Annotated in this window: 18 protein-coding genes; 10 read left to right on the top strand and 8 right to left on the bottom strand. The window is 73.1% G+C overall.

All coding sequences use genetic code 11. The annotated features are described in order from the left end of the window. Positions 1-11: 11 nt before the first annotated feature. Both ACNNMR_RS04035 and ACNNMR_RS04030 read right to left on the bottom strand, forming a co-directional pair. Positions 12-2027, bottom strand: coding sequence for an N-acetylmuramoyl-L-alanine amidase (locus tag ACNNMR_RS04035; protein WP_419993105.1), 2016 nt, complete (start codon positions 2025-2027; stop codon positions 12-14). A gap of 250 nt (positions 2028-2277) precedes the next feature. Then, positions 2278-3429: an aminoglycoside phosphotransferase family protein gene (locus ACNNMR_RS04030; RefSeq protein ID WP_419993104.1), complete on the bottom strand. Its 1152-nt coding sequence runs from the start codon at positions 3427-3429 to the stop codon at positions 2278-2280. A 274-nt stretch (positions 3430-3703) separates the two neighbouring features. Between ACNNMR_RS04030 and ACNNMR_RS04025 the strand changes: the two genes are divergently transcribed. Next, positions 3704-5179, top strand: a complete 1476-nt coding sequence (locus tag ACNNMR_RS04025; RefSeq protein ID WP_419993103.1) for a hypothetical protein — start codon at positions 3704-3706, stop codon at positions 5177-5179. A gap of 39 nt (positions 5180-5218) precedes the next feature. On the opposite strand, the gene ACNNMR_RS04020 is transcribed toward ACNNMR_RS04025, so the two are convergent. Further along, entirely contained in the window at positions 5219-6667 is a 1449-nt protein-coding gene (locus tag ACNNMR_RS04020; protein WP_419993102.1) for a PP2C family protein-serine/threonine phosphatase, read from the bottom strand. A 252-nt stretch (positions 6668-6919) separates the two neighbouring features. On the opposite strand from ACNNMR_RS04020, the gene ACNNMR_RS04015 reads away from it, so the two are divergent. The 6 genes from ACNNMR_RS04015 to ACNNMR_RS03990 all read left to right on the top strand — a co-directional run bounded on the left by ACNNMR_RS04015 (position 6920) and on the right by ACNNMR_RS03990 (position 15312). Then, positions 6920-8359, top strand: coding sequence for a HEAT repeat domain-containing protein (locus tag ACNNMR_RS04015; RefSeq protein WP_419993101.1), 1440 nt, complete (start codon positions 6920-6922; stop codon positions 8357-8359). Positions 8360-8473: 114 nt separating this feature from the next. Next, complete coding sequence (locus ACNNMR_RS04010) at positions 8474-9598, top strand: glycosyltransferase family 4 protein (RefSeq protein WP_419993100.1); 1125 nt, start codon at positions 8474-8476, stop codon at positions 9596-9598. Then, positions 9595-10788 carry a glycosyltransferase gene (locus ACNNMR_RS04005; RefSeq protein ID WP_419993099.1) on the top strand — a complete coding sequence of 398 codons (1194 nt, stop codon included), beginning with the start codon at positions 9595-9597 and terminating at the stop codon, positions 10786-10788. Before ACNNMR_RS04010 ends, ACNNMR_RS04005 begins: the two co-directional genes overlap by 4 nt. Then, positions 10785-11459, top strand: a complete 675-nt coding sequence (locus ACNNMR_RS04000) for an SGNH/GDSL hydrolase family protein (protein WP_419993098.1) — start codon at positions 10785-10787, stop codon at positions 11457-11459. The genes ACNNMR_RS04005 and ACNNMR_RS04000 overlap by 4 nt, the downstream gene beginning before the upstream one ends. 47 nt (positions 11460-11506) lie before the next feature. After that, positions 11507-11710, top strand: coding sequence for a hypothetical protein (locus ACNNMR_RS03995; RefSeq protein ID WP_419993097.1), 204 nt, complete (start codon positions 11507-11509; stop codon positions 11708-11710). Beyond that, positions 11707-15312, top strand: coding sequence for a hydantoinase B/oxoprolinase family protein (locus ACNNMR_RS03990; RefSeq protein WP_419993096.1), 3606 nt, complete (start codon positions 11707-11709; stop codon positions 15310-15312). The genes ACNNMR_RS03995 and ACNNMR_RS03990 overlap by 4 nt, the downstream gene beginning before the upstream one ends. 3 nt (positions 15313-15315) lie before the next feature. Here the strand turns inward: ACNNMR_RS03990 and ACNNMR_RS03985 are convergent, their stop codons facing one another. Then, positions 15316-15582: a hypothetical protein gene (locus ACNNMR_RS03985; RefSeq protein WP_419993095.1), complete on the bottom strand. Its 267-nt coding sequence runs from the start codon at positions 15580-15582 to the stop codon at positions 15316-15318. A gap of 73 nt (positions 15583-15655) precedes the next feature. Then, a complete protein-coding gene (locus ACNNMR_RS03980; protein WP_419993094.1) occupies positions 15656-15943 on the bottom strand; it encodes a class I SAM-dependent methyltransferase in 288 nt (95 codons plus the stop codon). A 232-nt stretch (positions 15944-16175) separates the two neighbouring features. Between ACNNMR_RS03980 and ACNNMR_RS03975 the strand changes: the two genes are divergently transcribed. From ACNNMR_RS03975 to ACNNMR_RS03965, 3 genes are read left to right on the top strand one after another with little or no spacing between them, the layout of a single operon-like run. Continuing rightward, complete coding sequence (locus ACNNMR_RS03975; RefSeq protein WP_419993093.1) at positions 16176-17693, top strand: hypothetical protein; 1518 nt, start codon at positions 16176-16178, stop codon at positions 17691-17693. A gap of 10 nt (positions 17694-17703) precedes the next feature. Next, positions 17704-18603 (top strand): hypothetical protein, encoded by a 900-nt coding sequence (locus ACNNMR_RS03970; protein ID WP_420000254.1) that lies wholly within the window; start codon positions 17704-17706, stop codon positions 18601-18603. A gap of 43 nt (positions 18604-18646) precedes the next feature. Further along, positions 18647-23335: a hypothetical protein gene (locus ACNNMR_RS03965; protein WP_419993092.1), complete on the top strand. Its 4689-nt coding sequence runs from the start codon at positions 18647-18649 to the stop codon at positions 23333-23335. Here the strand turns inward: ACNNMR_RS03965 and ACNNMR_RS03960 are convergent. The 3 genes from ACNNMR_RS03960 to ACNNMR_RS03950 form a co-directional block, all read right to left on the bottom strand. Further along, positions 23332-23967, bottom strand: a complete 636-nt coding sequence (locus ACNNMR_RS03960) for a hypothetical protein (RefSeq protein WP_419993091.1) — start codon at positions 23965-23967, stop codon at positions 23332-23334. The genes ACNNMR_RS03965 and ACNNMR_RS03960 overlap by 4 nt on opposite strands. 5 nt (positions 23968-23972) lie before the next feature. After that, on the bottom strand, positions 23973-25133 hold the full coding sequence (locus ACNNMR_RS03955; protein WP_419993090.1) for an L-histidine N(alpha)-methyltransferase: 1161 nt from the start codon (positions 25131-25133) through the stop codon (positions 23973-23975). A gap of 107 nt (positions 25134-25240) precedes the next feature. Continuing rightward, complete coding sequence (locus ACNNMR_RS03950; protein ID WP_419993089.1) at positions 25241-25654, bottom strand: hypothetical protein; 414 nt, start codon at positions 25652-25654, stop codon at positions 25241-25243. Between the last annotated feature and the right edge of the window lie 74 nt (positions 25655-25728).

Here is a 25728-nt window from a genome sequence, read left to right as displayed (position 1 = left end):
GGCCGCAGCTCTCAGCGGCGCGAGTCCTTCACGTCCACCTGGTCGGACTTCACGTACGCCACCCGGTGGCCGAACTGGATCTCGTAATAGACGGTGTCGCCGCGGACCACCTGGCTGTCCGGGTCCTTGAAGTTCACCGCGTAGAAGTGCTCCGAGGGCACCCGGTCGCCGAGGACGTAGCGCTGGCCCGGCAGCATCTTGTAGGGGAACGGAGCGAGCTCGATCGGCTCGATCTCCTTCGGGTACGCGTCCTTCTCGGGCAGCACCCGGCCGAAGATCTCGACATCCTTCACACCCGCCTTCGGGGTGACGACCCGGCCCCTGGAGTTGACCGCGGTCGGCTCGTCGGACGGGTTCTTGAACCAGGCCTTCTGGCCGAGATACCAGACGGCCGTCCAGTCGCCCTTCCGCTCCACCACCGCGTACTGCTGCCCGGTGGAGGCGCGGGCGCCGGTGTCATTGACGCCGATGGAGGACTTCCCCTCCGGCGGGTGCAGGCCCACGTCCTTGACCAGCGGCGCGTCGTCGCTCGGCTCGGTGTGCAGCCGGACCGCGCCGGAGCCGTGCGGCGGGCAGTCGTTGGCACCGGCCTTCTTGCACGAGTCGTACGCGGGCTGGTGCTCGTCGTAGTCCGGGCGGATGGTCACCAGCCCGCCGCTCTTCCCGGCGTTCGCCTTGAAAGGCCGGCCCAGCAGCGTGAAGTAGTGCTGCCAGTCCCAGTACGGCCCCGGGTCGGTGTGCATGCCGGGGATCTTGTCCGCGGCGGTGCCCGGCACGGTGTCGTGGCCCAAGATGTGCTGCCGGTCCAGCGGAATGTCGTACTTCGCCGCCATCCAGCGCACCAGCCGCGCCGAGTTGCGGTACATCGCCTCGGTGTACCAGGCGTCCGGATCGACCAGGAAGCCCTCGTGCTCGATGCCGACGGACTGCGAGTTGACGTGCCAGTTGCCGGCCTGCCAGGCCACGTCCTTGTGCTTGACGTGCTGCGCGACATGGCCGTCGCGCGAGCGGATGGTGTACTGCCAGGAGACGTACGTCGGGTCCTGGACCATGTTCACCGTGCCGTCGTACTTCGCCTCCGTGTCGTGGATGACGATGTACCGGATCGGCTGATCGTTCGGCCGGTCGGCCTTGTCGTGGTTCCCGTAGTCGTCCTTGCCCTCGTCGTCCTTGTACTCCTCGTACGGCGCCGGAATCCACTCGCAGGCCAGATTCCGCGGGCACTCGCTCTCGCCCCGCGCCTCCTTGCGCAGGCCGAGCGCGTCGAGCTGGGCGGCGTTCGGGCGGGCGGCGGCATCGGCCGACAGCGCGACGCGCTGGCCCGAGTCGGTGGTACGGGCCGCGCCCTCGCGGATCACCGAGTAGACGTCGTCGGCGAAGTTCCGTGCCGTGCCCGCGTCTTGTGCGCCGGAGTAGCGGGCCACCGCGCCGTACCAGTCGGCGGGCCGGTCGCTGAGCCCGCGGCCCGACTCGCGCTGGAGCTGTGCGAGGAGGGCGGCGCCGCCGGCGACGTTTGCCGCGGGGTCGGTGCGCAGGTCGGCGGCGGAGCGGCCGGTGAGCTTCGCGGCGCGCTTCAGGGTCTGCGGCTCCTTGCCGGTGGCGGCGGCCCGGTCGGCGGTGCCGCCGCCGTCGGGCCGGGGCGTCGCGCTGCCCCTGATCGTCCGCGGCCGGGAGTCGTCGCCGCGCGCGTCCTCGCCCTCGTGGTGGTGCGCGGCCGCGGACTTCAGGGCCGTACGGGCGTCGGTCAGATGCATCGGGCCGTAGCCGCCGGAGACGCTCGGGGCGCCGGCGTGGCTGTCCCAGCGCGACTGCAGGTACGAGACGCTGAGCAGCACGCTCCGCGGCACGTGGTAGCGCTCGGCGGCGTCGGCGAAGGCGCCCTGGAGCGCGGTGCGCGACTCGGAGCCCGCCGTGGCGGGTGGCGCGCCGGAGACCAGCGGCAGCAGCAGCGCGGCGGAGGCCGCGAGGCCGGCCGCGCGCGCGGCGCCGCGGCGGCTCAGCAGCGTGGGGGGAACAATTCCTCGCAAGGGGTGCCTCCTCGGCGGGGCAGCGCAGGACTGTGACGGAACGTGTCAGCTGTGCTTGCGGGGCGTGATGGGTCTCAAGAAATATCGGTTGTCCGACCATCCGTCAATCACCCTGCAAATGGTGCGTCGTTGCACGTCAGCGGCCTGCGGCGCGTCAGAGGTGTGAACCAATGCCGCCACTTGGCGGACACGTGGAAGGCGGTGCCCGACCCCTCGGCGGGCACCGCCTTCCAGGTATTCTGACGCGCCGTCAGCGTGTCCCGACCGCCGCGCGCACGGCCTTGCGGGCCATCTGCGCGTCGTCGTGCAAACGGCGGAGCAGCAGCCGCAATTCCTCCCCGGAGCCGGCTTGCGGGCCCTGCTGGCCGTTCGGGCTCGCCCCGGCGGCCGGGGGCTGGGTGGCGGGCGCGGCGTGCATGGTGCGCTGCACCGCGGCCTCGTACGTACGGATCTCGCGGGTCAGGACGAGCATCAGATTCACCAGGAACGCGTCCCGCGACGCCGGGCCGCCGGCCTGCGCCAGCTGGCTGATCTGCCGCCGCACGCCGGAGGAGTCGCCCAGCGCCATCCAAAGCGTCGCCATGTCATACCCCGGCAGATACCAGCCGGCGTGCTCCCAGTCGACGAGCACGGCGCCGCCCGGCGACAGCAGCACATTCGGCAGCAGCGCGTCGCCGTGGCAGAACTGACCCGGGCCGTGCGCCAGGCCGTGCAGCAGCGTCTGCAGGTCGCCCATGTCGCGGTCGGTGAGCAGCCCCAGCTCATGAAAGCGGGCCAGCCGCTCGCCGTAATCCAGCGGGGCGGTGAAGGCGCCGGGCGGCGGGCGCCACAGATTGACCCGGCAGAGCGCGGCTAGCGCGGCGCGCACGTCGGCACGCGGGGGCGGATCGACAGGATGCCGCTGCAGGGCCGCCGCTCTGCCGGGAGTCCGCTCGATGACCAGGACGCACTGCTCCGGATCCGCGGCGATCAGCCGCGGCACCCGCACCGGCGGGCGGTGCCGGACGAAGGTGCGGTAGGCCGCTATTTCATGCCGGAACCGCTCGGTCCACGCGGGGGAGTGGTCGAGCAGGCACTTGGCCACGACGGTGGCACGCCCGGTGGTGCCGACCAGTAGAACCGAGCGGGCGCTGCGCCGCAGTACCTGAACGGCGTTGAAGTCCGGGCAGATGCGCTGCACGGCGGCGATGACGGTGCGCAGCCGGTCACCCTGCGGTCCGGTCAGGTCGAGCCTGCCGCTGAGTGGATGCCGCCCCGCCGGTGGGATCCGCCGGGCGCGCGCCGGTCCGGCCAGGTGGGCGCCGGCGGCGTGGCCCGGGTCGAGGTACGGTGCGCCACCGCCGGGCTGCGCCCGCAGCGGGCGGTGCGGCGGGGCGGACACGGAAGCAGAAGCTGCGTACATGGCGGATACGAATCCCTTCGCGCGCCGAACGGTTGGCATCGCGCCCCGGCCGGGCAGCTCCCGTATCGGAAGACTCCCGTGGCCCACCCGCCGCATCCTGGGGAATGCGGCGGGCATGTGCCACTGGACTGCTCGCCGGGTGGCGCACTCATACCGCACACCCACGCACGGGTGGCAGACCACCTAGCGCACCCTGGCGAACCATGGCGAATCCTCGCCGGACCGTTACTGCAGGACTAGTGTCCAATTCAGCCGAGAAACCTGGGGGCTTTACGTGGAGAGGGCAGCTAACACCAGACTCGCGGACCTGTTCGGCATGACGGGCTGGTCCAAAGGCGAGTTGGCGAGGCTGGTGAACCGGCAGTCGGCGGCCATGGGCTTTCCGCAGCTGGCGACCGACACATCGCGGGTACGGCGGTGGATCGAGCAGGGAGAGATCCCGCGCGATCCGGTCCCGCGGGTGATGTCCGCCCTGTTCACCGAGCAACTCGGCCGTGTCGTGACCATCGAGGATCTCGGGCTGGAGCGAGCCGGGCGCGCGGGGAAGAGGCAATCCGACGAAGCATTGCCCTGGGCTCCCGAACGTACCGCCGAGGTGCTCACCGAATTCACGGGAATGGACCTCATGCTCAACCGACGCGGCCTGGTGGGTGCGGGCGCCGCGCTCGCCGCAGGCTCAGCACTAACGAGCGCCATGTACGACTGGCTGCACACCGACCCAGCCCTTACCGCGGAATCCCGGAGGTTGCCCGGGCAGCTCGCAGGCGCCGACGCCGACCCGGTCGCCTTCGACAGATACGAGGCAGCCCCGGTGGGATCACAGGAGATCGAGGCGCTGGAGCGCTCCGTCGAAGTGTTCCGCGCCTGGGACGCCGCCCGCGGCGGCGGCCTGCAGCGCAAGGCGGTCGTGGGCCAGCTCAACGAGGTGGGCGGCATGCTCGCCTACAAGCATCCCGACCATCTGCAGCGCCGCCTGTGGGGGGTGGCGGCCAACCTGGCGGTCCTCGCCGGGTGGATGTCCCATGACGTGGGCCTGGAGCCCACCGCCCAGAAGTACTTCGTCATCGCCGCGCACGCCGCTCGCGAAGGCGGTGACCGGCCGCGGGCCGGAGAAGCGCTGTCCAGGGCGGCCCGCCAGATGATCCACCTGGGCCGGCCGGACGACGCGCTCGACCTCATGAAGCTCGCCAACTCAGGTTCAGGGGCCCGGACTCTGCCCCGGACCCGCGCCATGCTCCACACCATCGAGGCGTGGGCGCTGGCGTCCCAGGGCCGCGGCAGGGCGATGCGGCGCACCCTCGGGGAGGCGGAGGATCTCTTCGTCTCCGACAAGGGCGATGTGCCGCCGCCCAGTTGGATGCAGCTGTTCGACGAGGCGGATATGCACGGCATGCAGGCGCTCGCGTTCCGTACCCTCGCCGACCATGAGCCGGACGCGGCCCGACAGGCGCAGGAGCATGCCAGGAAGGCGCTGCAGCTGCGCCAGAACGGCCGGCAGCGGTCCCAGATCATGGACTACATCTCGCTGGCCTCCGCGCTTTTCATCGCCGACGACCCCGAGCAGGCGGACCGCTATGCCCGCCTGGCGCTCGTCAGCATCGGCGAGAATTCCTCGCACCGCACCTGGGACCGGCTCCGCGAGATGTACCGGCTGACCGGCCAGTACGCGGGCTATCCGAAGGTGCAGGACCTCCGCGAGGAGATCAAGCTGGCGCTGCCGCGCGCGCCGAAGGGAGCCGCCCGGGCCTGACCAGTAACGGGCGGCAGAAAGAAGGGGAGCGGGGACGCGTCAGCGCACGCGTGCGACCAGCACGCAGGCGTCGTCCTCGCGCTCGTCACCGCCGAACTCCTCGATGGCGGCGCGCAGTAGGGTCTGCGCGCTGCCCGCGGTCCCGAGCCGGCCGGCCAGCGCCAGCAGCCGCTCCTGCCCGTCGGCAGGGGCGAGCCCGTCGGTGTGCAGCAGCAGCACATCGCCGGGCAGCAGCTGCTCGGTCTCCTGGCCGTAATCCCCGGTCCCGGCCGCGCCGAGGAGGACGCCACGGGGGGTGGCGAGCGCCCTGCCCCCTCCGCTGCGGAAGAGGAGAGGGGGCGGGTGACCGGCCTGAGCCCACTCAAGGCGGCGGGCGGCCGGGTCGTAGCGGCAGCAGAGCGTGCTGCCGACGGCCGGGTGCTGGGAGGTTTCCAGCAGCTCGTTGAGATGGCCGAGGAGTGGCGCGGGGGGCAGGCCGGTCATCGCCATGCCGCGGACGGCGCCGAGCAGCATCGCCATCCCCGAGGTGGCGGCGACGCCATGTCCGGCGAGGTCGCCGACGCTCAGGAAGGTCGAGCCGTCGGGCAGCGGCAGGGCGTCGTACCAGTCGCCGCCGATCAGCTCGCCGGCCGCGGCCGGGAAATAGTGCGCGGCGAGGTCGAGGCCCTCGGACCTGCCGGGCGGGAACCGCAGGGAGCCGCGCCACGGCGGCAGCACGGCCTCCTGCAGCTCGACCGCAAGCCGGTGCTCGGTCCGCGCGATGTGCCGCTGGTGCTGCAGCGAGTCACGGGTCTCGCTGAGCGCCTTTTCGGTACGGCGCAGTTCACTCACGTCGCGCAGCACCGCCCACATCGACACGGTGCCGCCGACGGCGTCGAGCACGGGCTCGCCCACCATGTGCAGCGTGCGCTCCTCGCCATCCGGGCGCACGATGCGGAACTCCCCGTCGATCGTCTTGCCGTCCACCAGGCAGTCGGTGACCATCGCGGCCAGCCGGCGCTGGTCGTCGGAATGGATCCAGGAGGGCAGGTCGTCGAGGGAGAGCGGGCCCTCCTGCGGGCCGCGGCCGAAGATCTCGTAGAGCTCGTCGGACCAGTCGACGCTGTCGTCGCGCAGATCCCACTCGGCGCTGCCGACCTTGCCGCCGACGATCGAAGGCGACACGGCGGGTGCCGCGGGGAGCGTCTGTGCGGCGGCCGCCGCGTGGGCGTCCTCCTCCGAGTGCGGGTCCGCGGGCAGACCCTCGCGCAGCTGGCCCAGCTGGGTGCCGAGATCGTCGAGCTGATGCGCGGCGAGGTCGCACAGCGCGCGCTGCCAGCGGGACTGCGGATCGCCGCCGGCACCTGCCTCGGAGTCCTCGGCGAAGGTCTCCCGGCGGACGGCGTCCACACCGGTGCGTAAGCGGCGCAGCTGGGAGATCAGGGCGTCCACCGCGCTGCGCCCGGGAGGCGGGGCCGCGGGGCGGTCCGCGGAGAGATGGGACGGCATGAGCGCACTCCGGTGTCTGTCGAAGGGCCGCTATGACTGTTGCACAGGCCAGGGCGGCCCGTAAGGCGTTTCGCAATACTCGGACTGATGGTGCCGCTGGCATATGCCTGAGGAGTTACGTTTAAGCCACCCGGGACGGCGGAATACGAGCCTCCATGTACGCTGCCCACCGGGCGCCTGGGATGACCGGCTCGCCCTTGATTCCGCGGAAATTCCGTTGCCAGCAGACCCCCCACACCGGATGCTGACGTCATGTTCGAGCGATTCATAGCTGGTGCGGCGCCCAGTGGCACGCTCCTCGGCCTCCTGCAGCGAGGCCGCGGTGACGGAACCCTGCATGCGCTCGCCGCGCCACGGGCAGAGGCCCTCGATGCGCTGTACCACTGCGTGTGCAGCGATCCGCGGCGTGACTGGCAGGTCGAGAACCGATCGCTCTATTACGCCCGCCTCTGTCTCGAGCTCGACGCGGGCCTCGGCCCCGTCGAGGAGCACCTCTTCGCTGCGGACGACCTGATCTCGCCCGACGAGCAGCGCTGCGGCCTGGCCCTTTCGGTCCTCGGACACCTGGCCGGATATGGCCGTACGGACGCCGTGGAGCTGCTGCGCCGCTATGCCGCCGGCGGCGGCTGCTGGCAGTGGGCCCTCGATGAGCTGGCGCTGCGCGACGACGACGCCTCGCTGCGGGCGCTGGCGCCGGCCGTGCTCGGCCGCTTCCCGGAGACCGGGGAGGGCGAGCAAGCCCTCGCGGAGGCCGTGAAGGAGGCCTTCGAACCGCGGCCCTGGATGCTGTGGGCCGACGATCCCGTGTACGGCCCGCGGGTGCGGGCCGCGCAGGAGCGGCGGAGTTTCGACCGCTGGCAGCGGCAGCTGAACGCCCGGGGGCCGCGGCCCGACTGGTCCGTCACCGCCGTGCTCGCCTGGGCCGACGAGATCCACGACCCGGCAGGGGAGGAGGGCGAGCAGCAGCGGCACTTCGCGGCCGCCGCCCGCTGCCTGGCCGCCGTGGCCGGGGACGAGGACCGCCCGGAGCTCGTCGCCGCGGCCCTGCACGGCACCGCGGGGGCACGTGCGGCGGCCATCGTGCACCTCGCGTCAGCCGGCGATCCGGACGCCCTCGACCTCATCGAGGCGGCGGCCGAATCCGGCTCCGATATTGTCGCTGATGCGGCATTCGCGGCTTTTGGTCGCATGTGCTCCATTGCTGCCCTCGACCGGGCCAGGATCTGGGCGGCGCGGGCCGACGACCTCGGCACCACCGCCGCCGTCACGCTCGCCTGCCGCGGCGCCGCGACCGACGCCCCCGCCGTACGGACCGCGCTGCTGCGCACCGTCCGCGACCACGGCCCCGACGCCGACGCTCTGTGGGCGCTCACCGAGGGCGCGGGGCGGCTCAGGGTCGCCGACGCCGCCCCCGTGCTGCGGCACATCTATCGCGAGACCACCTCCTCGCAGCTGCGTGGCCATGCCGCCACGGCGCTCGCCACCACCGACCCGTCCTTCGCCGCCGGCTTCGCCGTCGAGTGCCTGTGGGACTGCGAGGAATCCACCCGCGAGATCGCCGCCCGGTACGCCGAAACCGCCGACGCCCGCGTCGTCGCCCAACTGCGCCGGCTGGCCGCCGATCCGGCCGAGGAGGACGGCGTGCAGGACGTCGTACGCACCCGCATCACCCCCGACGGCGCAGGGAGCTGAGCGCGCCGGGGCGCACCCCGGCGCGCGCCGGGACACCCAAATGCTCATGAGGCGTTCCCCGGAGGGTCAGATTCGCGACCCCCGGGGAACGGCCGGCTCGGCGACAACAGCGGTATGCGTGTCGCGATCGTCACCGAATCCTTCCCGCCCGACGTCAACGGCGTGGCCAATTGCGCCCTGCACACCGCCCGCCATCTCGTCAGCCGCGGGCACGACGTCCTGGTCGCGGCCCCGGCCGCCGCAGCAGAAGACTCCACCGCCGCCGACACCCCCTGCCGCGTCGTACGGCTGCGCGCCGTCCCGCTGCCGGGCTACCGCCAAGTGCGCGTCGCCCTCCCCAGCCGCCGCCTCGCCGCCGAGCTGGCCGCGCACCGCAGCGAACTCGTCCACCTCGCGAGTCCCTTCGTCCTCGGCGGCCGCGGCGTCGCGGCGGCCGCGAAGCTGGGCGTCCCTTCGGTCGCCGTCTACCAGACCGACCTCGGCTCCTATGCCCGTACGTACATGGGCGCGGGCGAGGCGCTCGCCTGGCGCCGCATCCGGCAGCTGCACTCCGCCGCCGACCTCACCCTCGCCCCGTCGACCGCCGCGCTGAGCCAGCTCGCCGGGCACGGCGTGCCCCGGGTCCGGCTGTGGCCGCGCGGCGTCGACTCGCAGCGCTTCCACCCGCGGCGGCGCGACGAGGCGCTGCGCCGGCGGCTGCTCGACGGCGCCGAGGTGCTCGTCGGGTACGTGGGGCGGCTGGCCCCTGAGAAGCACGTGGCGCTGCTCGCCGCCGTGCAGCGGCTGCGCGGGGTGCGGGTCGTCATCGTCGGGGACGGGCCGAGCTCCGACGCGCTGCGCGAAGCGCTGCCGCAGGCGCGCTTCCTGGGCGCCCGCAGGGGGACGGACCTGGCGCGGATATTCGCCTCGCTCGACGTCTTCGTGCATACGGGCCCGTACGAGACCTTTTGCCAGACCGTCCAGGAGGCCATGGCCAGCGGCGTGCCGGTGGTGGCGCCGGCCGCGGGCGGGCCGCTCGACCTCGTCGGGCACGGGCGAACCGGGTACCTGGTGCCGCCCCTGGACGCGGGGGCGCTGCGGGACGCCGTCGCCGGGCTCGCGCAGGACCCGCTGCTGCGGGCCGGGTTCGGGCAGGAAGGGCGGGCCGCGGTCGCGGACCGGACCTGGGAGGCGATCGGCGATGAACTGCTCGGTTACTACGCCGGCGTGCGCGCCGGCAGGGAGGCGGTGGCGGTATGAGCGCTCTGACCAGCACGGAGACGACTAATGGATCGCTTGGTTCGCTGCGGATCGTTCGCATCGCGAACTTCATAGCGCCCACCTCCGGCGGCCTGCGCACCGCGCTGCGCGAGCTCGGAGCCGGATACCGGGATGCCGGGCACGAGCCGGTGCTCGTCCTGCCCGGCGAGTACGCGGGCGACGAGCAGACGCCGCAGGGCCGGGTGATCACCCTCCCCGGACCGCTGCTGCCGGGCACCGGCGGCTACCGGGTGCTGGCCGACCGGCGCAAGGTCGGGCGGCTCCTGGAGGAGCTCGGCGCCGACCGGCTCGAGGTCTCCGACCGCACCACACTGCGGTGGACGGGGGAGTGGGCGCGGCGCGCCCGGGTGCCGTCGGTGATGGTGTCGCACGAGAGCGTCGACGGCGTGCTGCGCACCTGGGGCCTGCCCCGCGGCGCCGCCGAGCGGGCCGCCGACTCCCTCAACCGGCGCACCGCGCACGCCTTCCGCAAGGTGGTGTGCACGACGGACTGGGCGGCGCGGGAGTTCGAGCGGATCGGAGCGCGCAATGTCGTACGGGCGCCGCTGGGCGTGGATCTGGGGCGGCGGCACCCGGCGCGGCGCAGCGGGGAGTTGCGCGAGCTGTATGCGGGGGCGGGTGAGGTGCTGCTGCTCCTGTGCTCCCGGCTGTCGCCCGAGAAGCGCCCCGCGCGGGCCCTGGAGACCCTCGCCGAGCTGCGCCGCCGCGGGGTCGCCGCGCGGCTGCTGATCGCCGGCGACGGGCCGCTGCGCGACCGCCTGGAGCGGCGGGCGGCGGCCCAGGGGCTGCCGGTGCGATTCCTCGGCCATCTGCGCGGCAGCGAGCTCGCCGTGCATCAGGCGAGCGCCGATGTGGTGCTCGCGCCCGGGCCGGTGGAGACCTTCGGTCTCGCCGCGCTGGAGGCGCTGGCGTCGGGCACGCCGGTGGTGGCGAGCGAGAGTTCGGCGCTGCCCGCGGTGATCGGGGAGGGCGGTGAGGCGGTGGCGGACAGCGGCGTCGCCTTTGCGGACGGGGTGCAGCGGCTGCTCGACCGGCCCGAGGCGGAGCGGCGGGGTGCGGCCCGTAATCGCGCGGAGGGCTACGGGTGGCCGGCGGCCGTCGACGCCTTCCTGGCCGCGCACGGCGCCCGGCCGCGCACCAGGCCCGCGGTGCTTGAGGGCGCGGCATGAGTACGGAGTTGCGGCTCGCCGTGGCGGGCGGCGACAGCCACGAGCTGCGCTTCGCCGTGCTCGGCGACTCGCTCTCCGAAGGCGTAGGCGACCCGGCGCCCGACGGCCGTGGCTGGCGCGGCTGGCCCGAGTTGCTCGCCGGGGCGCTCGCCGCGGACCGGCCGGTGCGCGTGGTCAAGTTGGCCCGTAGCGGGGCGCTGAGCACCGACGTCGCGTACCGGCAGCTCCCGGCCGCGCTCGCCGAACGCCCGCAGCTGGCCTCCGTCATGGCGGGCGGCAACGACACGCTCCGCGCCGGCTTCGACATCCACCGCACCGTGGCCGCCCTCGACCACACCATGGGCGCCCTCGCGGCGTCGGGCGCCCGGCTGCTGACCGCCTGCCTGCCCGACGCCGGCCGCGCCCTCGGCCTCCCCTGGCCTTCCCCAAGCTCTCGGCTGCGCTCGAGCAGGGGATACCCCATTCCCGCCCCCTCGCCCGGCGCATGGATGCCGTCAACACCGCCGTCCACACCCTCTCCGAGCGCTACGGCGCGCTGCACCTGCACCTCGCCGCACACCCCTGCACGGCCGAGCGCGGCGCCCGGAGCGTCGACCGGCTGCACCCGAGCGAGCGCGGCCATCGCGTCCTGGCCCGTGCCTTCCATGCCGAGCTGGTACGCGCCGGGCTGACCGCCGGGGCGCCGCCCGGCGCGGAGCCCGAGACGCCCGCGCCGGGTGTGCTCGCCGGCGCACGGTGGCTCGCCTTTGAGGGCACGCGGTGGGCGGCGGAGCGGTGTACGGACCTGCTGCCCGGGCTGCTCGGTCTTGCCGTCCAGCAAGGCAGGCACCGGCTGCTGCGGCGTGAGCACGTGCTGGAGGAGCGCGCCCGCGGAGCCACCCTCGCGGCGCTGTCGGCGCCCGCTGCCAGAATGGCGGCATGACGCAGCGCTGGGAGTTCTGGATCGACCGCGGCGGCACGTTCACCGACGTCGTGGGCAAGCGGCCCGACGGCCGGCTGGTGGCGCGCAAGCTGCTGTCGCACGACCCGGAGCGCTACCGCGACGCGGCGGTCGCGGGCATCCGCCTGACGCTGGGCCTCGGCCTCGACGACCCGGTGCCGGCGGACCGTATCGCCGTGGTCAAGATGGGCACCACGGTCGCCACCAACGCCCTCCTGGAGCGCAAGGGCGAACCCACCGCGCTCGTGGTGACCGAGGGCTTCCGCGACGCGCTGCGCATCGCGTACCAGAACCGACCCCGCCTCTTCGACCGCCACATCGTGCTGCCCGAGGCGCTCTACGACCGCGTCATCGAGGTCCCCGAGCGGATCGGCGCACACGGCGAGACGATCCGGGACTTCGACGCCGAGGCGGTGCGCGAGCAGCTGGCCGCCGCCCACCGGGACGGCCTCCGCAGCGCCGCCGTGGTCTTCATGCACGGCTACCGGCACCCGGCGCACGAGCGCGCGGCGGCCGAGCTGGCGCGCGACGCGGGCTTCACACAGGTCAGCTGCTCGCACGAGGTCAGCCCGCTGATGAAGCTGGTGCCGCGCGGCGACACCACCGTCGTGGACGCCTACCTGTCGCCGATCCTGCGCCGCTACGTGGAGGAGGTCGCCAGTGAACTGCAGGGCATCCGCCTGATGTTCATGCAGTCCAGCGGCGGCCTGCGCGAGGCCGCGCACTTCCGCGGCAAGGACGCGGTGCTGTCGGGCCCCGCGGGCGGCGTCGTCGGCATGGTGCGGGCGTCGGGCGAGGCCGGGCACGAGCGGGTCATCGGCTTCGACATGGGCGGCACCTCCACGGACGTGTCGCACTATGCGGGCGAGTACGAGCGAGCCATCGGCGCTGCCACCGAGGTCGCGGGCGTGCGGATGCGCGCGCCGATGATGTCCATCCACACCGTCGCTGCGGGCGGCGGCTCGGTGCTGCACTTCGACGGCCGCCGCTACCGGGTCGGGCCCGACTCGGCGGGCGCCGTGCCGGGTCCGGTCTGCTATCGCCGCGGCGGCCCGCTGACGGTGACGGACGCGAACGTGATGCTCGGGCGCGTACAACCCGCGCACTTCCCGTCCGTCTTCGGCCCGGGCGGTGATCAGCCATTGGACGCGGCGGCGGTACGGGCGAAGTTCGCGGAGCTGGCCGAGGAAGCGGCGGCCGCGGTCGGCGACCGGCGCACGCCTGAGGAGGTCGCGGCCGGGTTCACCGAGATCGCGGTGCTCAATATGGCCAACGCGGTCAAGAAGATCTCGGTGCAGCGTGGCCATGACGTCACCCGCTATGCGCTGACGAGCTTCGGCGGCGCGGGCGGGCAGCACGCCTGCGCGGTCGCGGACGCGCTCGGCATCAACTCGGTCATCGTGCCGCCATTCGCGGGCGTGCTGTCGGCGTACGGGATCGGCGTGGCCGCGGCGACCGCGATCCGGGAGCGCTCGGTGGAGGTGGAGCTGGGGGCGGCCGCCATGGAGCGGATCCAGGGGGTGGCGGAGGAGCTGGCGGAAACCACCCGCGAGGAGCTGCGTGCCGACGGCATCCCGGATGCGTCGGTGTCGACGGCGGCGCGGGTGCATCTGCGGTACGCCGGTACGGATTCCAGCATTCCGGTGCCGCTCGCGGAAGCCGCGGACATGGCCGCGGAGTTCGCGCGGGTGCACCGCGAGCGGTATGCCTTCACCATGGACAAGCCGCTGATCGCGGAGGCCGTGTCGGTGGAGGCGTCGTCCGCGGAGCCGGAGGCGGGCTTCGGCGTCGTGGCGCCCGCGGACCGCGACGGGGAGCTGCGGCCGGTGGACCGGGTGCGGGTCTTCACCGAGGGCCGGTGGCAGGACGCCGACCTCTTCGAGCGTACGGACCTGCGCCCTGGCGATGCCGTGACCGGGCCCGCGATCATCGCGGAGGCGGACGCGACGACGGTGGTCGACCCGGGGTGGGAGGCGGCAGCCGATGAAGGCGGCCATCTGCTGCTGGAGCGGGTGATTCCGCGGCCGGAGCGGATGGCGGTCGGCACGGACGTCGACCCGGTGATGCTGGAGGTGTTCAACAGCCTCTTCATGGCCATCGCCGAACAGATGGGCCTGCGGCTGGAGAACACCGCGCACTCGGTGAACATCAAGGAGCGGCTGGACTTCTCGTGCGCCCTCTTCGACGCGGACGGGAACCTGATCGCCAACGCGCCGCACATTCCCGTACACCTCGGGTCGATGGGGGAGTCCATCAAGGAGGTGCTGCGGCGCAATGAGGGGACGATGCGGCCCGGGGATGTGTACGCGATCAACGATCCATACCACGGGGGCACGCATCTGCCGGATGTGACCGTGGTGACGCCGGTGTTCGCGGAAGAGGGGGACGACCTGCTCTTCCTGGTCGCCTCCCGCGGCCACCACGCCGAGATCGGCGGCATCACCCCTGGCTCGATGCCCGCCTTCAGCCGGACCATCCACGAGGAGGGCATCCTCTTCGACAACTGGCTGCTCGTGCGCGACGGCCGGCTCCGCGAGGAGGAGACGCGCGAGCTGCTGGGCTCCGGCCCGTATCCCTCCAGGGCGCCGGACGCGAACATGGCGGACCTGCGGGCGCAGATCGCCGCCAACGAGAAGGGCATTCGCGAACTGCGGAAGATGATCGGCCAGTTCGGCCTGGACGTGGTGCAGGCGTATATGCAGCACGTGCAGGACAACGCCGAGGAGTCGGTGCGCCGGATCATCGCGGGCCTGGCGGACGGCTCGTATCGCTATGAGACCGACGGCGGGGCGACTATCGAGGTGGCGCTGCATGTCGACAAGTCGGCCCGCAGCGCGGTGCTCGACTTCGCGGGCACGTCGGAGCAGCAGCCCGGGAACGTCAACGCTCCCAGCTCCGTGGTGATGGCGGCGGTCCTGTACGTCTTCCGGACCCTCGTCGCGGACGACATCCCGCTCAACAGCGGCTGCCTGAAGCCCCTTGAGGTCCGTATCCCCGACGGCTCCATGCTCGCGCCGAGCTATCCGGCGGCCACGGTCGCGGGGAATGTGGAGACCTCGCAGGCGGTGACCGGCGCGCTCTATGCGGCGCTCGGCGTGCAGGCGGAGGGCTCCGGCACGATGAACAACCTCACCTTCGGCAACGACCGCGCCCAGTACTACGAAACCGTCGCCAGCGGCTCGGGCGCGGGCGACGGCTTCGCCGGCGCGGACGCGGTGCAGACCCACATGACGAACTCGCGGCTCACCGACCCCGAGGTGCTGGAGTGGCGCTATCCGGTGCGGGTGGAGGAGTTCGCGGTACGGGACGGCAGCGGCGGCGCGGGCCGCTGGCGCGGCGGCTGCGGGGTGGTGCGCCGGCTCCGCTTCCTGGAGCCGATGACGGTGACGGTGCTGAGCGGCCACCGCCGGGTGCCCCCGTACGGCATGGCGGGCGGCGAGCCCGGCGCCCTGGGCAGCAATGCGCTGCGGCACGAGGACGGCACCGTCACGGACCTGAAGGGCAGCGACACGGCCGAGGCGCGCGCAGGCGACGTGCTGGAGCTGCGGACGCCGGGCGGGGGCGGGTACGGCCCGCCCGGCTGAGCCCTACGCCTCCCGTCGGGCCACCGTCAGCAGATACTCCGCGTCGATGTGGAGGCTGCCGTCGGTGGCCCGGTTCCACTGCTCGAGCATCGCGACCAGCTCGCCCCGCAGCTTCGGCCAGATGTCGCCCAGCGCGCCCTTGGCCATCACGACAGGGCCGAAGTTCTCCTCGTAGAACGCCATGAACGTCTCGGTGTCCGGCTTCTCCAGGGCCACCGTCCCGCGCCGGAACTCCAGGCGGCAGCCGTGTGGTTCGAGCAGCTCCCGCACCCGCTGCTCCCTGCCCCAGCCCAGCGGATTGCCCGCCTGCGGCGGAGGCGCGGCGGAGCTGTCGGCTCCTTCTTCACCACCCTGGGCTCCTTCCTGCCGCCAAGCCCGCGTCACCGAAGGGCAGCCGCTCGGCATCCGCCTCCACCCACTTGACCTCGACACCGGCCTCCGCGGCGCGCCGCCGGGCGTGCGTGAAGTGCTCGGGGACGAGATCGCAGCCGGTGACCTTCGCTCCCCGCAAGGCCGCCGGGATGGCCACGTTGCCGCCGCTGCCGGTGGCCACGTCCAGCACGTCCATGCCCGGCTCGATCCCGACCACGTCCAGCAGGGCAGGCCCCATCCCGGAGACCAGCTCCGCCATCACACATCCCGGTTCCCGGCCGCCCACACGGCCCGGTTCCGGTTCCGCAGCTCCATCTCGGCATCCGGCATTGCGGGCCCCTTCATGGCCGAGGGTGCGGGTCGCGCGCCCGGCCGCGGGCGCGCCTGCGGCCCACTATCCGCCGGTGGCGGCCGCCGGTCACTCCGTCAGGATGCGGGTCTGTTCCGTGCCGTTTCGATCGTTGTCGGTGGCACCGCCTAATCTGTCCGTCGTGACCGCACCACCGACCATCGGCGAAGTCGTACCGCAGCCGCCCTCCCCGGCGAGGGGCCCGGCTGCGGACGAAGGCCTGGCCCGCCGCCTGCGCGCCCTGGCCTGCACGGCTCCCCTGCACGACCTCGACACCCGCAAGGCCATGCTCGCGGGGGAGTACGGCGTCTATGCCATGGCCGAGGTGGCGCTCTCCGCCATCGACCTGGTCACTCTCCAGATGGACTTCGACACCGGCGCCGACCACGAGCAGGTGATCGCCAAGCTGCTCCCGCGCGTCGCCGCCCAGGCCCCGAGCCGCCCCGCCGCCCAGCACGAGCGGGTGGCCCGCTGGGTGCTGGACAACCTGATCAATGTCGGCAGCGTCGACCGCGGCTTCCGCGCCGTTTACGGCACTTTCGGCCCGGACGGCGAATATGTCCGCCGCGATTACGACTTCAAGCTCGTCGAGGAGGTGCCGGGACCGGGCGGCGCCGTCTATCTCCGTACGACCGACGAAGCCGTCAATGTCCTCGTCGGCGCGCTCGACACCGACGTCACCAGCGCCCAGATCGCCGCCGAGGTCAAGCTCGAGGTGCTCATCCAGCGCGGCCGCCTCGCCGACGCCCAGCTCGCCGCCGAGCAGGCCCGCTATCGCACGGTTCAGTACGCCGAGACCCTCCGCAAGGCCCTCGAAGCCACCCGCCGTAACGTCCGCGCCGTCGACTGGCTCCGCACCGTCCCCGACATGATCAACGAGGCGCTCGAACACGTCGCCGACCGCTATCGCCACGAGAACGCCATCCTCACCAACATCCGCCGCTCCCGCGACGAGGCCGAGGACCACGAGCACAAGCGCCGCGCCGCCGAGCTCGTAGACATCGTCAAGGACTGCATCCGCCGCCACACGCAGCTGCAGTCCCGCCTCCTGGACGCGGGCCCGCTGTTCCGCGCCGAGCAGGACCGGCAGGCCTTCGCGCCGCCCCGGGCGCACTCCGGCGTCGACCTGTACGGGCAGCTGCTGGCGCCCGTCATGCCGCTGCCCGTCGGCGACGCCACCCGCGTCACCGACGCCTGGTTCAAGCGCGGTACGGGCCTGCGCACCCCGCACACACCCCGCATGGGCGACCTGGTGGAGCTGCTGTTCACCCCGCCCGTGGAGCGCGACCACCTGGGCACGGAGATGCCCGAGCCCGACCTGGTCGAGACGCCCGACGACAGCCGCTTCAGCGAGGAGCAGCTCGCGTACGCCATGGAGCTGCTGGACCTGCCCGCCGACGCGCCCCGGCGGCTGTCCGGGCTGCTCGCCGAGGCGCGGCGCCGCGACCCCTCGCTGGCGTATCTGATCGCGCTGCTGTCCGTGCACGCCGCCTCGCCGCCCGTCGGCTCGGCGTACCGGCAGGGCGAGCAGCGGCTGCTCTTCGCCGTGGACGACGGCACGGAGCTGGACGACCCCGAGTTCGGAGGCGCCGACCTGATCGTCGGCACCGCCAGGCTCGACGCGGCCGGGATGGCCGCGGACCGCGCGGAGGCGAGCTGATATGACCGAGATGACCGCGACCGAGCAGCACACCGCGGGCGACGGCCCGGGCTCCGGCACCCACCCGATCACCCCGGCCGACACCGCCGACGCCGCCCGCCTGGTCGCCTTCGGCCTGCAGCCGAAGCTGCTCCCGGCCCGCGACCTGGAGTACGCCGAGCTGCTGCGCCGCTATCGCGACGAGCCCGCCTTCGCACGCCTCGCCGACGCCGTGGCCAGCGGCCTCGGCCTGGTCGTACTGGAGGTGTCGACCCGCGCCGGGATGGCGGTCACCGCCGCCGAGGACTCCGTCTTCGCCGTACGGATGGGCGACTACGCCCGCCGTGCCAGCACCGACGCCTCCGACCGCTTCCTGCACGGCCTCGCCCACCTCGCCGTGGCCGCGATGGCGTTCCCGCGCCCCGAGGACCTCTCCGACGACGGCTACATCGGCCGGATCACCGTCAATGGCGTGGACGCCTTCGTCCGCCAGGCCTGCCGCCGCCTGGAGGAGCGCGCCGACGCCGCCGGGGAGAACACCGACCCGGCCTCCGACGCGCCCGGCCTGGAGGCGGCCTGGCGGGTGTACGCGCGGCGCAGCGCCACCGGCGCCACCAAGGACGCCCGCCGGCTGGCCGGCTCCACCACCGGCATCATCGGCAAGGCCGTCGCCTTCCTCACCGACTCCGGCTTCCTCCAGCGCACCTCGGACGACGCCGGCGGCACGTACCGCACCACCGCCCGCTATCAGCTGCAGGTCCGCGACATGGCGGGCAGCGCCGCCATGTCCGAGCTGCTCGAACTCGGCGTGGTGCCGGTGGGGGACGGCAGCGCCTCCCTGGTGCCCGCCGAAGAGCTCCTCGAAGAGGAGCTCGTTCCGGGGGCCGGGCTGCCCTTCTTCCCCGAGCAGCCCGGCCACCCGGAAGCCTGACACCGCCCATTCCGCCTTTTCTCCGCCTACCTGAAGAGACTCCATGTACGAGCTGTCCCGGATCCGCCTCCACTCCATCGGGCCCGCCGGTGCGCGCTATGCGGACACCGTGCTGGACCTGCGCGGGGTCGGCGACCCGGTGGCGCACCCGGCGCCCGCCCAGGGGGACTTCTTCGAGGACGAGCCGACCGGCCCGCCGCGCCGGCCGGCCCCCGCGGGCGTGCTCTTCCTGGAGAACGGCGGCGGCAAATCCGTACTGCTCAAGCTGATCTTCTCCGTCATGCTGCCGGGCCACCGCAACACGCTCGGCGGGGCGAGCTCGGGCGTGCTGCGGAAGTTCCTGCTGGCAGAGGACTGCGGGCATGTGGCGCTGGAGTGGCAGCACACCCTCACCGGCGAGACGGTGGTCGTCGGCAAGGTGAGCGAGTGGCGCGGGCGGCAGGTCTCCAGCGACCCGCGGAAGTTCGCCGAGTTCTGGTATTCCTTCCGCCCGGGCCCCGGCCTCAGCCTCGACTCGCTGCCGGTCGCCGAGCGCGGCCGCCGCCGCACCATGAAGGGCTTCCGGGACGCCCTCACCGAGGCCGGCAAGGTGTATCCGCACCTGGAGATCGGCTGGGAGGACATCCACGAGCGCTGGAACGAACACCTCACCGACCTCGGCCTCGACCCCGAACTCTTCCGCTACCAGCGCGAGATGAACGCCGACGAAGGCGAGGCCGCCGGCCTCTTCGCCGTCAAGAACGACTCCGACTTCACGGATCTCCTGCTCCGCGCCGTCACCGACACCCGCGACACGGACGGCCTTGCCGACCTGGTACACGGCTTCGCCCACAAGCTCGGCCGCCGTGCCGAGCTGACGGCGGAACGCGACTTCACGGCCGGCTCCGTAGACCTCCTCCAGGCCATCGCCGAAGCCGCCGAACGCCGCGACCGTGCCCGCGACATCCACGGCGGCGCGGAGCGCCGCACCCGGGCGCTGGTCCAGCGGATCGCCGCCCGCGCGGGGGAGGAGAGCTCGCGCGGCGCGGCGGTCGCGGCCCAACTGGCCGACGCGGCGGCCGCCGTCAGCGCGGCCGACGCCCGCCGCACCCGCAGCGAATCCATCGCCGCCGAACTCGCCTACCGCCACGCCTCCCTCGCCCTCACCGCCGCGGAAAAGTCAGCCGCGGCCCAGAAGCGCGAGCTGGCCGACGCCCGTACGCAGCAGTCCGCCTGGCAGGCGGCGGAGGCGGTGCTCCGGCACCGTACGGCGTCGGACCGGGCGTCCCGCGTCTCGGCGGCGATCCACGAGGCGGAGAGGGACGCTGCCCCCGCACTGGCGGCGCGCGCGAAGGCGGCGGCGGCACTGATCCGCGCCCTGGACGCGGCGGCAGGTGCCGGCGAACAACGCGCCAACGAGGCGGACGAGCGGGCCGTTTCCCTTCAGGAGGAGAGCGAGGCGGCCCACGGCGCCGCGACTGAGGCCGCCACCTCGGCGCAGCGCGCCCGGAGCGAGGCGGACCACCTGGGCCAGCGGCTGGCGGAGGTGGAGGAAGAGACGGCGGCGGCCGTACGGGCTGGCTGGCTGGACGGCACGGCCCCGGAGACGGGCGCGGCGGACCCGGCGAGGGCGGCGCTGGCGGCGAGCGACGCGGAGAAAACGGCGGTGGCGTCGTGGGACGCCGCGAGGGAGATCGCCACGCGCACGGGCGAGCGCGCGCAGGAGACGGCGACGGAGCTGGCGCGGGCCGAACTGGCGGCGGCGCGGGCGGCGGATGCCGCGGAGGCGGCGGGGGCCGCGTACGAGGCGGAGCACGCGGAGGCGACGGCGCTGGGGGCGGAGGAGCGGCTGGGGGAGCTGCTGGGGTTGCCTGCTGGTGCTGGTGCTGGTGCTGGTGCTGGTGCGAACGGCGGAACGCACCATCAAGCCGGACCGGCGCAAAATCAAGCCCGGCCGGCGATTGAGGCCACTCAAGCCCGGCCGGCGCTTGAGGCCGAGGCGCGGAGCGCCGATCGGGGTCCGGGGCGGAGCCCCGGGAGCGCGGCCCTCACCGCCGAGGAGCTCGACCGAAACGCCGAAGCCCTCCGCGAGCTCCTCGACGACGGAGTCGGCACCGCAGAACGCCAGCTCTTCGACCTCCGCACAGCCGCCGCCGACGACGCCCGCATCCTAGGCGCCCTAGGCGACGGCGGCCTCCTGCCCCCAGGCAAAGACGTCCTCCACACAGTCGAGTTCCTGGGCGAACACGGCGTCCCAGCCCTTCCCGGCTGGCGCTACCTCGCCCAGGCCGTCGACCCCACCGACCACGCCCGCGTCCTCGCGGCCCGCCCCGAACTCGTCGACGGCGTCGTCATCACCGACCCCGCCACCCACGATCGCGCCCGCGAAATCCTCGACGAAGCCGCCCTGCTGCCCCGCTCCGCCGTAGCCGTAGGCACGGCCGCCGCCCTCCTCGCCCCCACCGGCAAGGACGAACGCGACGGCGTCTTCCTCGTCCCGCCCAACCCCGCCATGCACGACGAACACGCCGCCGACGACGAACGCCGCCGCCTCCGCGACGACGCCATGGTCAGAGACGAAGACATCCGCGCCCTGGCCGCCCGCGTAGCGGAAGACCGCGCCCTGGCCGCCCGCCTGGCCTCCTGGCGAACGGGCTGCCCCCCAGGCCGCCTCACCGAACTGGCCGAGGCCGCCGAAACGGCCCGTACCACCGCCGCCGACACCGCCAAGCAACTCGCGGAAGCCCACACCGCCCGCGACGAGGCAGCAGAGGCAGCCGCCGAGGCCGCATCCGTACGGGACGACCGCCAAGAGGCGGCACAGCGCGCCCGCCGCTCCGCCGACGCGCTCGCAGGCCTGGCGCACCGCCTGCGCGAACGTTCCGCTTGGGCGGCCAAGGTCCGCGAACTCACCGACGAAGCCGCGGAATGCGAGACCAAGGCGACGGTCAGCCTCGACCGCGCCCGCGCCGCCGACGAAGAGCGCCGCACCGCCCAGCGCTCCGCCGACGACACCCGCCGCACCGCCCACGCCCTGCGCGCCGAACGCGCCGAAATCGCCGGCAGCCCCGACGACATCGACGCCGAAGAGCCCGCCACCGCCTCACTCCCCGCCCTCCGCGAGGCATACCGGACCGCCTCCCAGGTGTACGAGAAGGTCGGCGTAGGCACCGACCTCCGCGCCGAACAGGCCCGCGCCGAAGGCGACGCCTCCGCCGCCCTCACCGAACTCGGCCGTCTCACCAACAAGGTCCGCACCCGCGCCGAACAGCTCCTGGAGGGCACCGAAGGCGCCGACGCCCCCTCCCGCCAGGCCGCCGCCGCCCGCGCCGAACAGCTCGTACAGACCCTGGAGTCCCGCGCCTCCACCGCCAGCGAGCAGCTCGGCCGCCTCCGCGGCGAGGCCGAGCGCCTCGCCCCCGCCGACGGGGAGGCGCACGCCGAGCTGCCGGACGAACTCGTCCCCGCCGACGCGGACGCGGCCAAGGCCCGCTTGCGTACGGCATCGGCCGAACTCGCCGCCGACCAGGCCGCCCTGGAGGAGGCCCGCGCCGCGCACGAGGAGCTGCTGCACACCCACCGCGCCGCGGAGGACGCCGCCCGCGGCTTCGACGAGACCGCCGCCCAGCTCCGCGACCTGCTGCGCGGCCAGGCCGAGGACGACGCCGAGGCGGAGGCCCCGGAGCCGTACGCCGCCGGGCTCGACCAGGCCCGCCAGGCCGCCGCCGAGGCCCGCCGCTCGCTGCGCGGCTGCGCCGCCGACCTGCAGACCGCCGAGTCCGCGCTCCGCGACACCTCGGACATCCTCGTACGGCACGCCAACTCCACCCGCTACGAGGCCGTCCGCACCCCCGCCAGGCAGCAGATCCGCGAGCTCCCGGCCGCCGTGCTGCCCGAGCACGCCGAGAAGTGGCTCGCGGCCTTCGCGCCCCGGCTGCGCGTCCTCACCGACGAGCTCGACCAGCTGGAGCGCAACCGCGACAGCATCGTCGACCGCCTCCGCGGCCTGGTCGAGTCCTCCCTCGCCACCCTCCGCTCCGCGCAGCGGCTTTCGAGGCTGCCGGAGGGCCTGGGGGAGTGGTCGGGGCAGGAGTTCCTGCGCATCCGCTTCGACGACCCGGACCAGGCCGAACTCACCGAGCGGCTCGGCGAGGTCATCGACGAGGCCACCCGCGCCGCCGTCCGCAAGGGCGGCGACATGCGCCGCGACGGGATGTCGCTGCTCCTGCGCGGCGTCTCCGCGGCGCTGAAGCCGCGCGGCGTCTCCGTCGAGATCCTGAAGCCGGACGCGGTGCTGCGCGCCGAGCGGGTCCCGGTCGGGCAGATGGGCGACGTCTTCTCCGGCGGCCAGCTCCTCACGGCCGCCATCGCCCTCTACTGCACGATGGCGGCGCTGCGCAGCAACGACCGCGGCCGCACCACGGACGCGGAGCACCGGCACGCGGGCACGCTGTTCCTCGACAACCCCATCGGCCGGGCCAACGCCACGTATCTGCTGGAGCTGCAGCGGGCGGTCGCCGACGCCCTCGGCGTCCAGCTGCTCTACACGACGGGCCTGTTCGACACGACCGCCCTGGCGGAGTTCCCGCTGGTCATCCGCCTCCGCAATGACGCGGACCTACGGGCAGGGCTGAAATACATCAGCGTCGAGGAGCACCTCCGCCCCGGCCTGCCCGAGCAGCAGACCGGCGGCGAGACGGTGCACGGCGAGGTCACCGCGACGCGGATCTTCCGTAAGACCGCCACGACCTAAGCAGGCAGCCTCCGCAGCCGCTCCACCACGCCCTCGTCATACCCGTACCGGCCGCGCAGCAGCTCCTCCATGCGATCGCGGACCGTACGCGCCCGCGCCAGATGCCCGTCCTCGCGCCGCAGGTCGGCATCCACCCGCAGCAGCTCCGCCGACTGCGTCTCGACCACGAAGCTGCGCAGCTCCGCCAGGTCGAGCCGCCGGTTCAGCTCATGGACCGCGTCCCGCCACTCGTGCAGCAGCGTCACGAGGTCCGCATGGCTGCGGTGCGCGAAGACCCCCGACACCAGCGCAGTGTCCGTTGCGGACAGCACGGGGCGCGGGAAGACGCGGTGCACGGGCCGGTTGGGGTCCAGTGGCTCGAAGCGCTCGTCGGTGAGGATGGCCGTGTTCTTCAGCAGCTCGTCGGCCAGCGCATGCAGCGCCTGTCCCTCCCGCTCATGCGCCGCCGCCCGCCGCTCGGCGAACACCCCACTGATCGCCGCCACCAGCGCCAGGGTCTGGATCACCGGCTCCCACTTGGGCGTCGCCGCCACCATCCAGCTGATGCACACCCCCAGCGCCACGGCCAGCGCGGTGAAGGTCAGCACGGAGTACGCCGCCGAGCGCCGCCCGCTCGACCTGCCGATCGCCATCCGGATCAGGGGGCGAACGGATTGGGCGTGGGCGCCTCGGGCGGCGGCTGCGGGCGGCCGCCGCCGGGCCGCAGCAGCATCAGGTCCATCCCGAAACTGGGCCGGCCGAATGCCACCGGAATCCGCGGCTGATCGCTGTGGACCTCCTCGGCCCCCGCGTCGGCGACCATCTTGGCGAGCCCGCCGCGCGCGTACTTCCGGGTGATCAGCAAGCGGATCGTGTCCTGGTCGGGGAATTCCACGCTGCTGCGGTCCGGCAGCGTCAGCCGCAGCTGCTCGCCGGTCCGGTTCTGGTACGTCACCTTCACCAGCACGGACCTGTCGTCCTCTACGGAGGGCGTGAAGGAGACATGATCCATATTGATGTGCAGATCGGTGAAGTGCATGACCGCGCTGGTCACGAACTCGCCGAAGCGCGGGCTGGCCTGATACTCCTGCGCCGCCGCCTGCGCGCTCTCCTCGTCGAGGCCGCCGGTGCTCGCCACCTCCAGCAGGAAGCGGTCCTGCGGGCGCACCAGCTCCTTCAGCAGTAGCTCCAGCAGGCCCGTATCGTCCTCGAAGTTGGCGAGGGTATTGCCCAGCAGTGAATACAGCACCGGCTCATCGCCGACCAGGTGCTCCACCAGACGGCGTAGTTCGATCGCATTTCGAGCGGTGGAGAAGTCCAGCTGCACCGGGACGACCTGATCCAGCGGGATGCCGGTGCCGCGCAGGGACTCGCGTTGGCCGAGACGCAGCATCTCCGGGCTGATGTCCACCGGAAGAAAGCGCAAGTCCGGGTTGTGCGGGAGCAGCCGGTCCAGAATGGTCCGGTCTTTTTGGCCGGTTCCCGTCCCCAGGCTCACATAGTGAAAGCGCTCCCCGTTCTGGCCGAGTTCGATGCGCGACCAGCGGCCGTGGAAGTTCTCGATGCTTTCGCGCATGACCGGATAGAACAGGTCCGAGCAGGCATGCACCCAGGCGACCGTCGATTCCACGCCCCAGTAGGAGAAGCCGGAGGAAATACGCTTGCCGTCGCCGCAGTCGGAGAAGGGCGCGTGCAGTTCGCCGGACAGCTGCGAGAACTTCTGCGACTGATCCTCGCCGACCAGACACAGCGACCACTTGGTCCCCGGCTGGGTCAGCGCCCCCGCCAGCCCCTGGATCGCACTGCTGCCCGTGGTCATGTAGGCGCCCCCGCTTGGTAGTTGAACCGACGCTACATCGTCACACCTGACGGGGGGTCGGAACAAGACGGATCATGCCTCGGATCAGGCGTCGGGCCAATATCGGATCATGCCTCGGACATCGCCGCCCGCGCAGGCCGGCCGCGGTCCTGGGCCCGCTGCGCCCGCCGCTGTCTGCGCCGCTCACGGCGCAGGCGTCTCGCGGCGCTGCTCGGGGTGGAGACCACCCCGTTCCGCTGGTTCCAGACCTGCCGGGTCACCCACACGTCAAGCACCCCCCACGTGGCGGCCACGGTGCTCACGACCGTGGACAGCAGCGCAGGGAAGGCGAACCACGATCCGGCGAGCGTGCACAGGATGGCGACCATGCCGAGCACCATGGTCAGCGACACTATGATCACGGCACGAACCGCGGCATTGCGGACCGGGTCGGGCAGCCGCGGCGTGCCCACCGGTTCCTCCACCCACAGCGGCTCCTGGACGTCGTACGGTATTGCCCCCGCCATCTCGTCACCGGACATACTCACTCCTCTTCCCCCATCAGGCCGGGACAAAAGCACCAGCTCGCAGCGTTCAAACGTTCCAACGTCCGGAC

The organism is Streptomyces boninensis (assembly GCF_048572725.1).
Taxonomy (GTDB): Bacteria; Actinomycetota; Actinomycetes; order Streptomycetales; family Streptomycetaceae; genus Streptomyces; species Streptomyces boninensis.
Note: the sequence above shows the minus strand (reverse complement) of the source record. Positions and strands in the feature narration are given on the sequence as shown.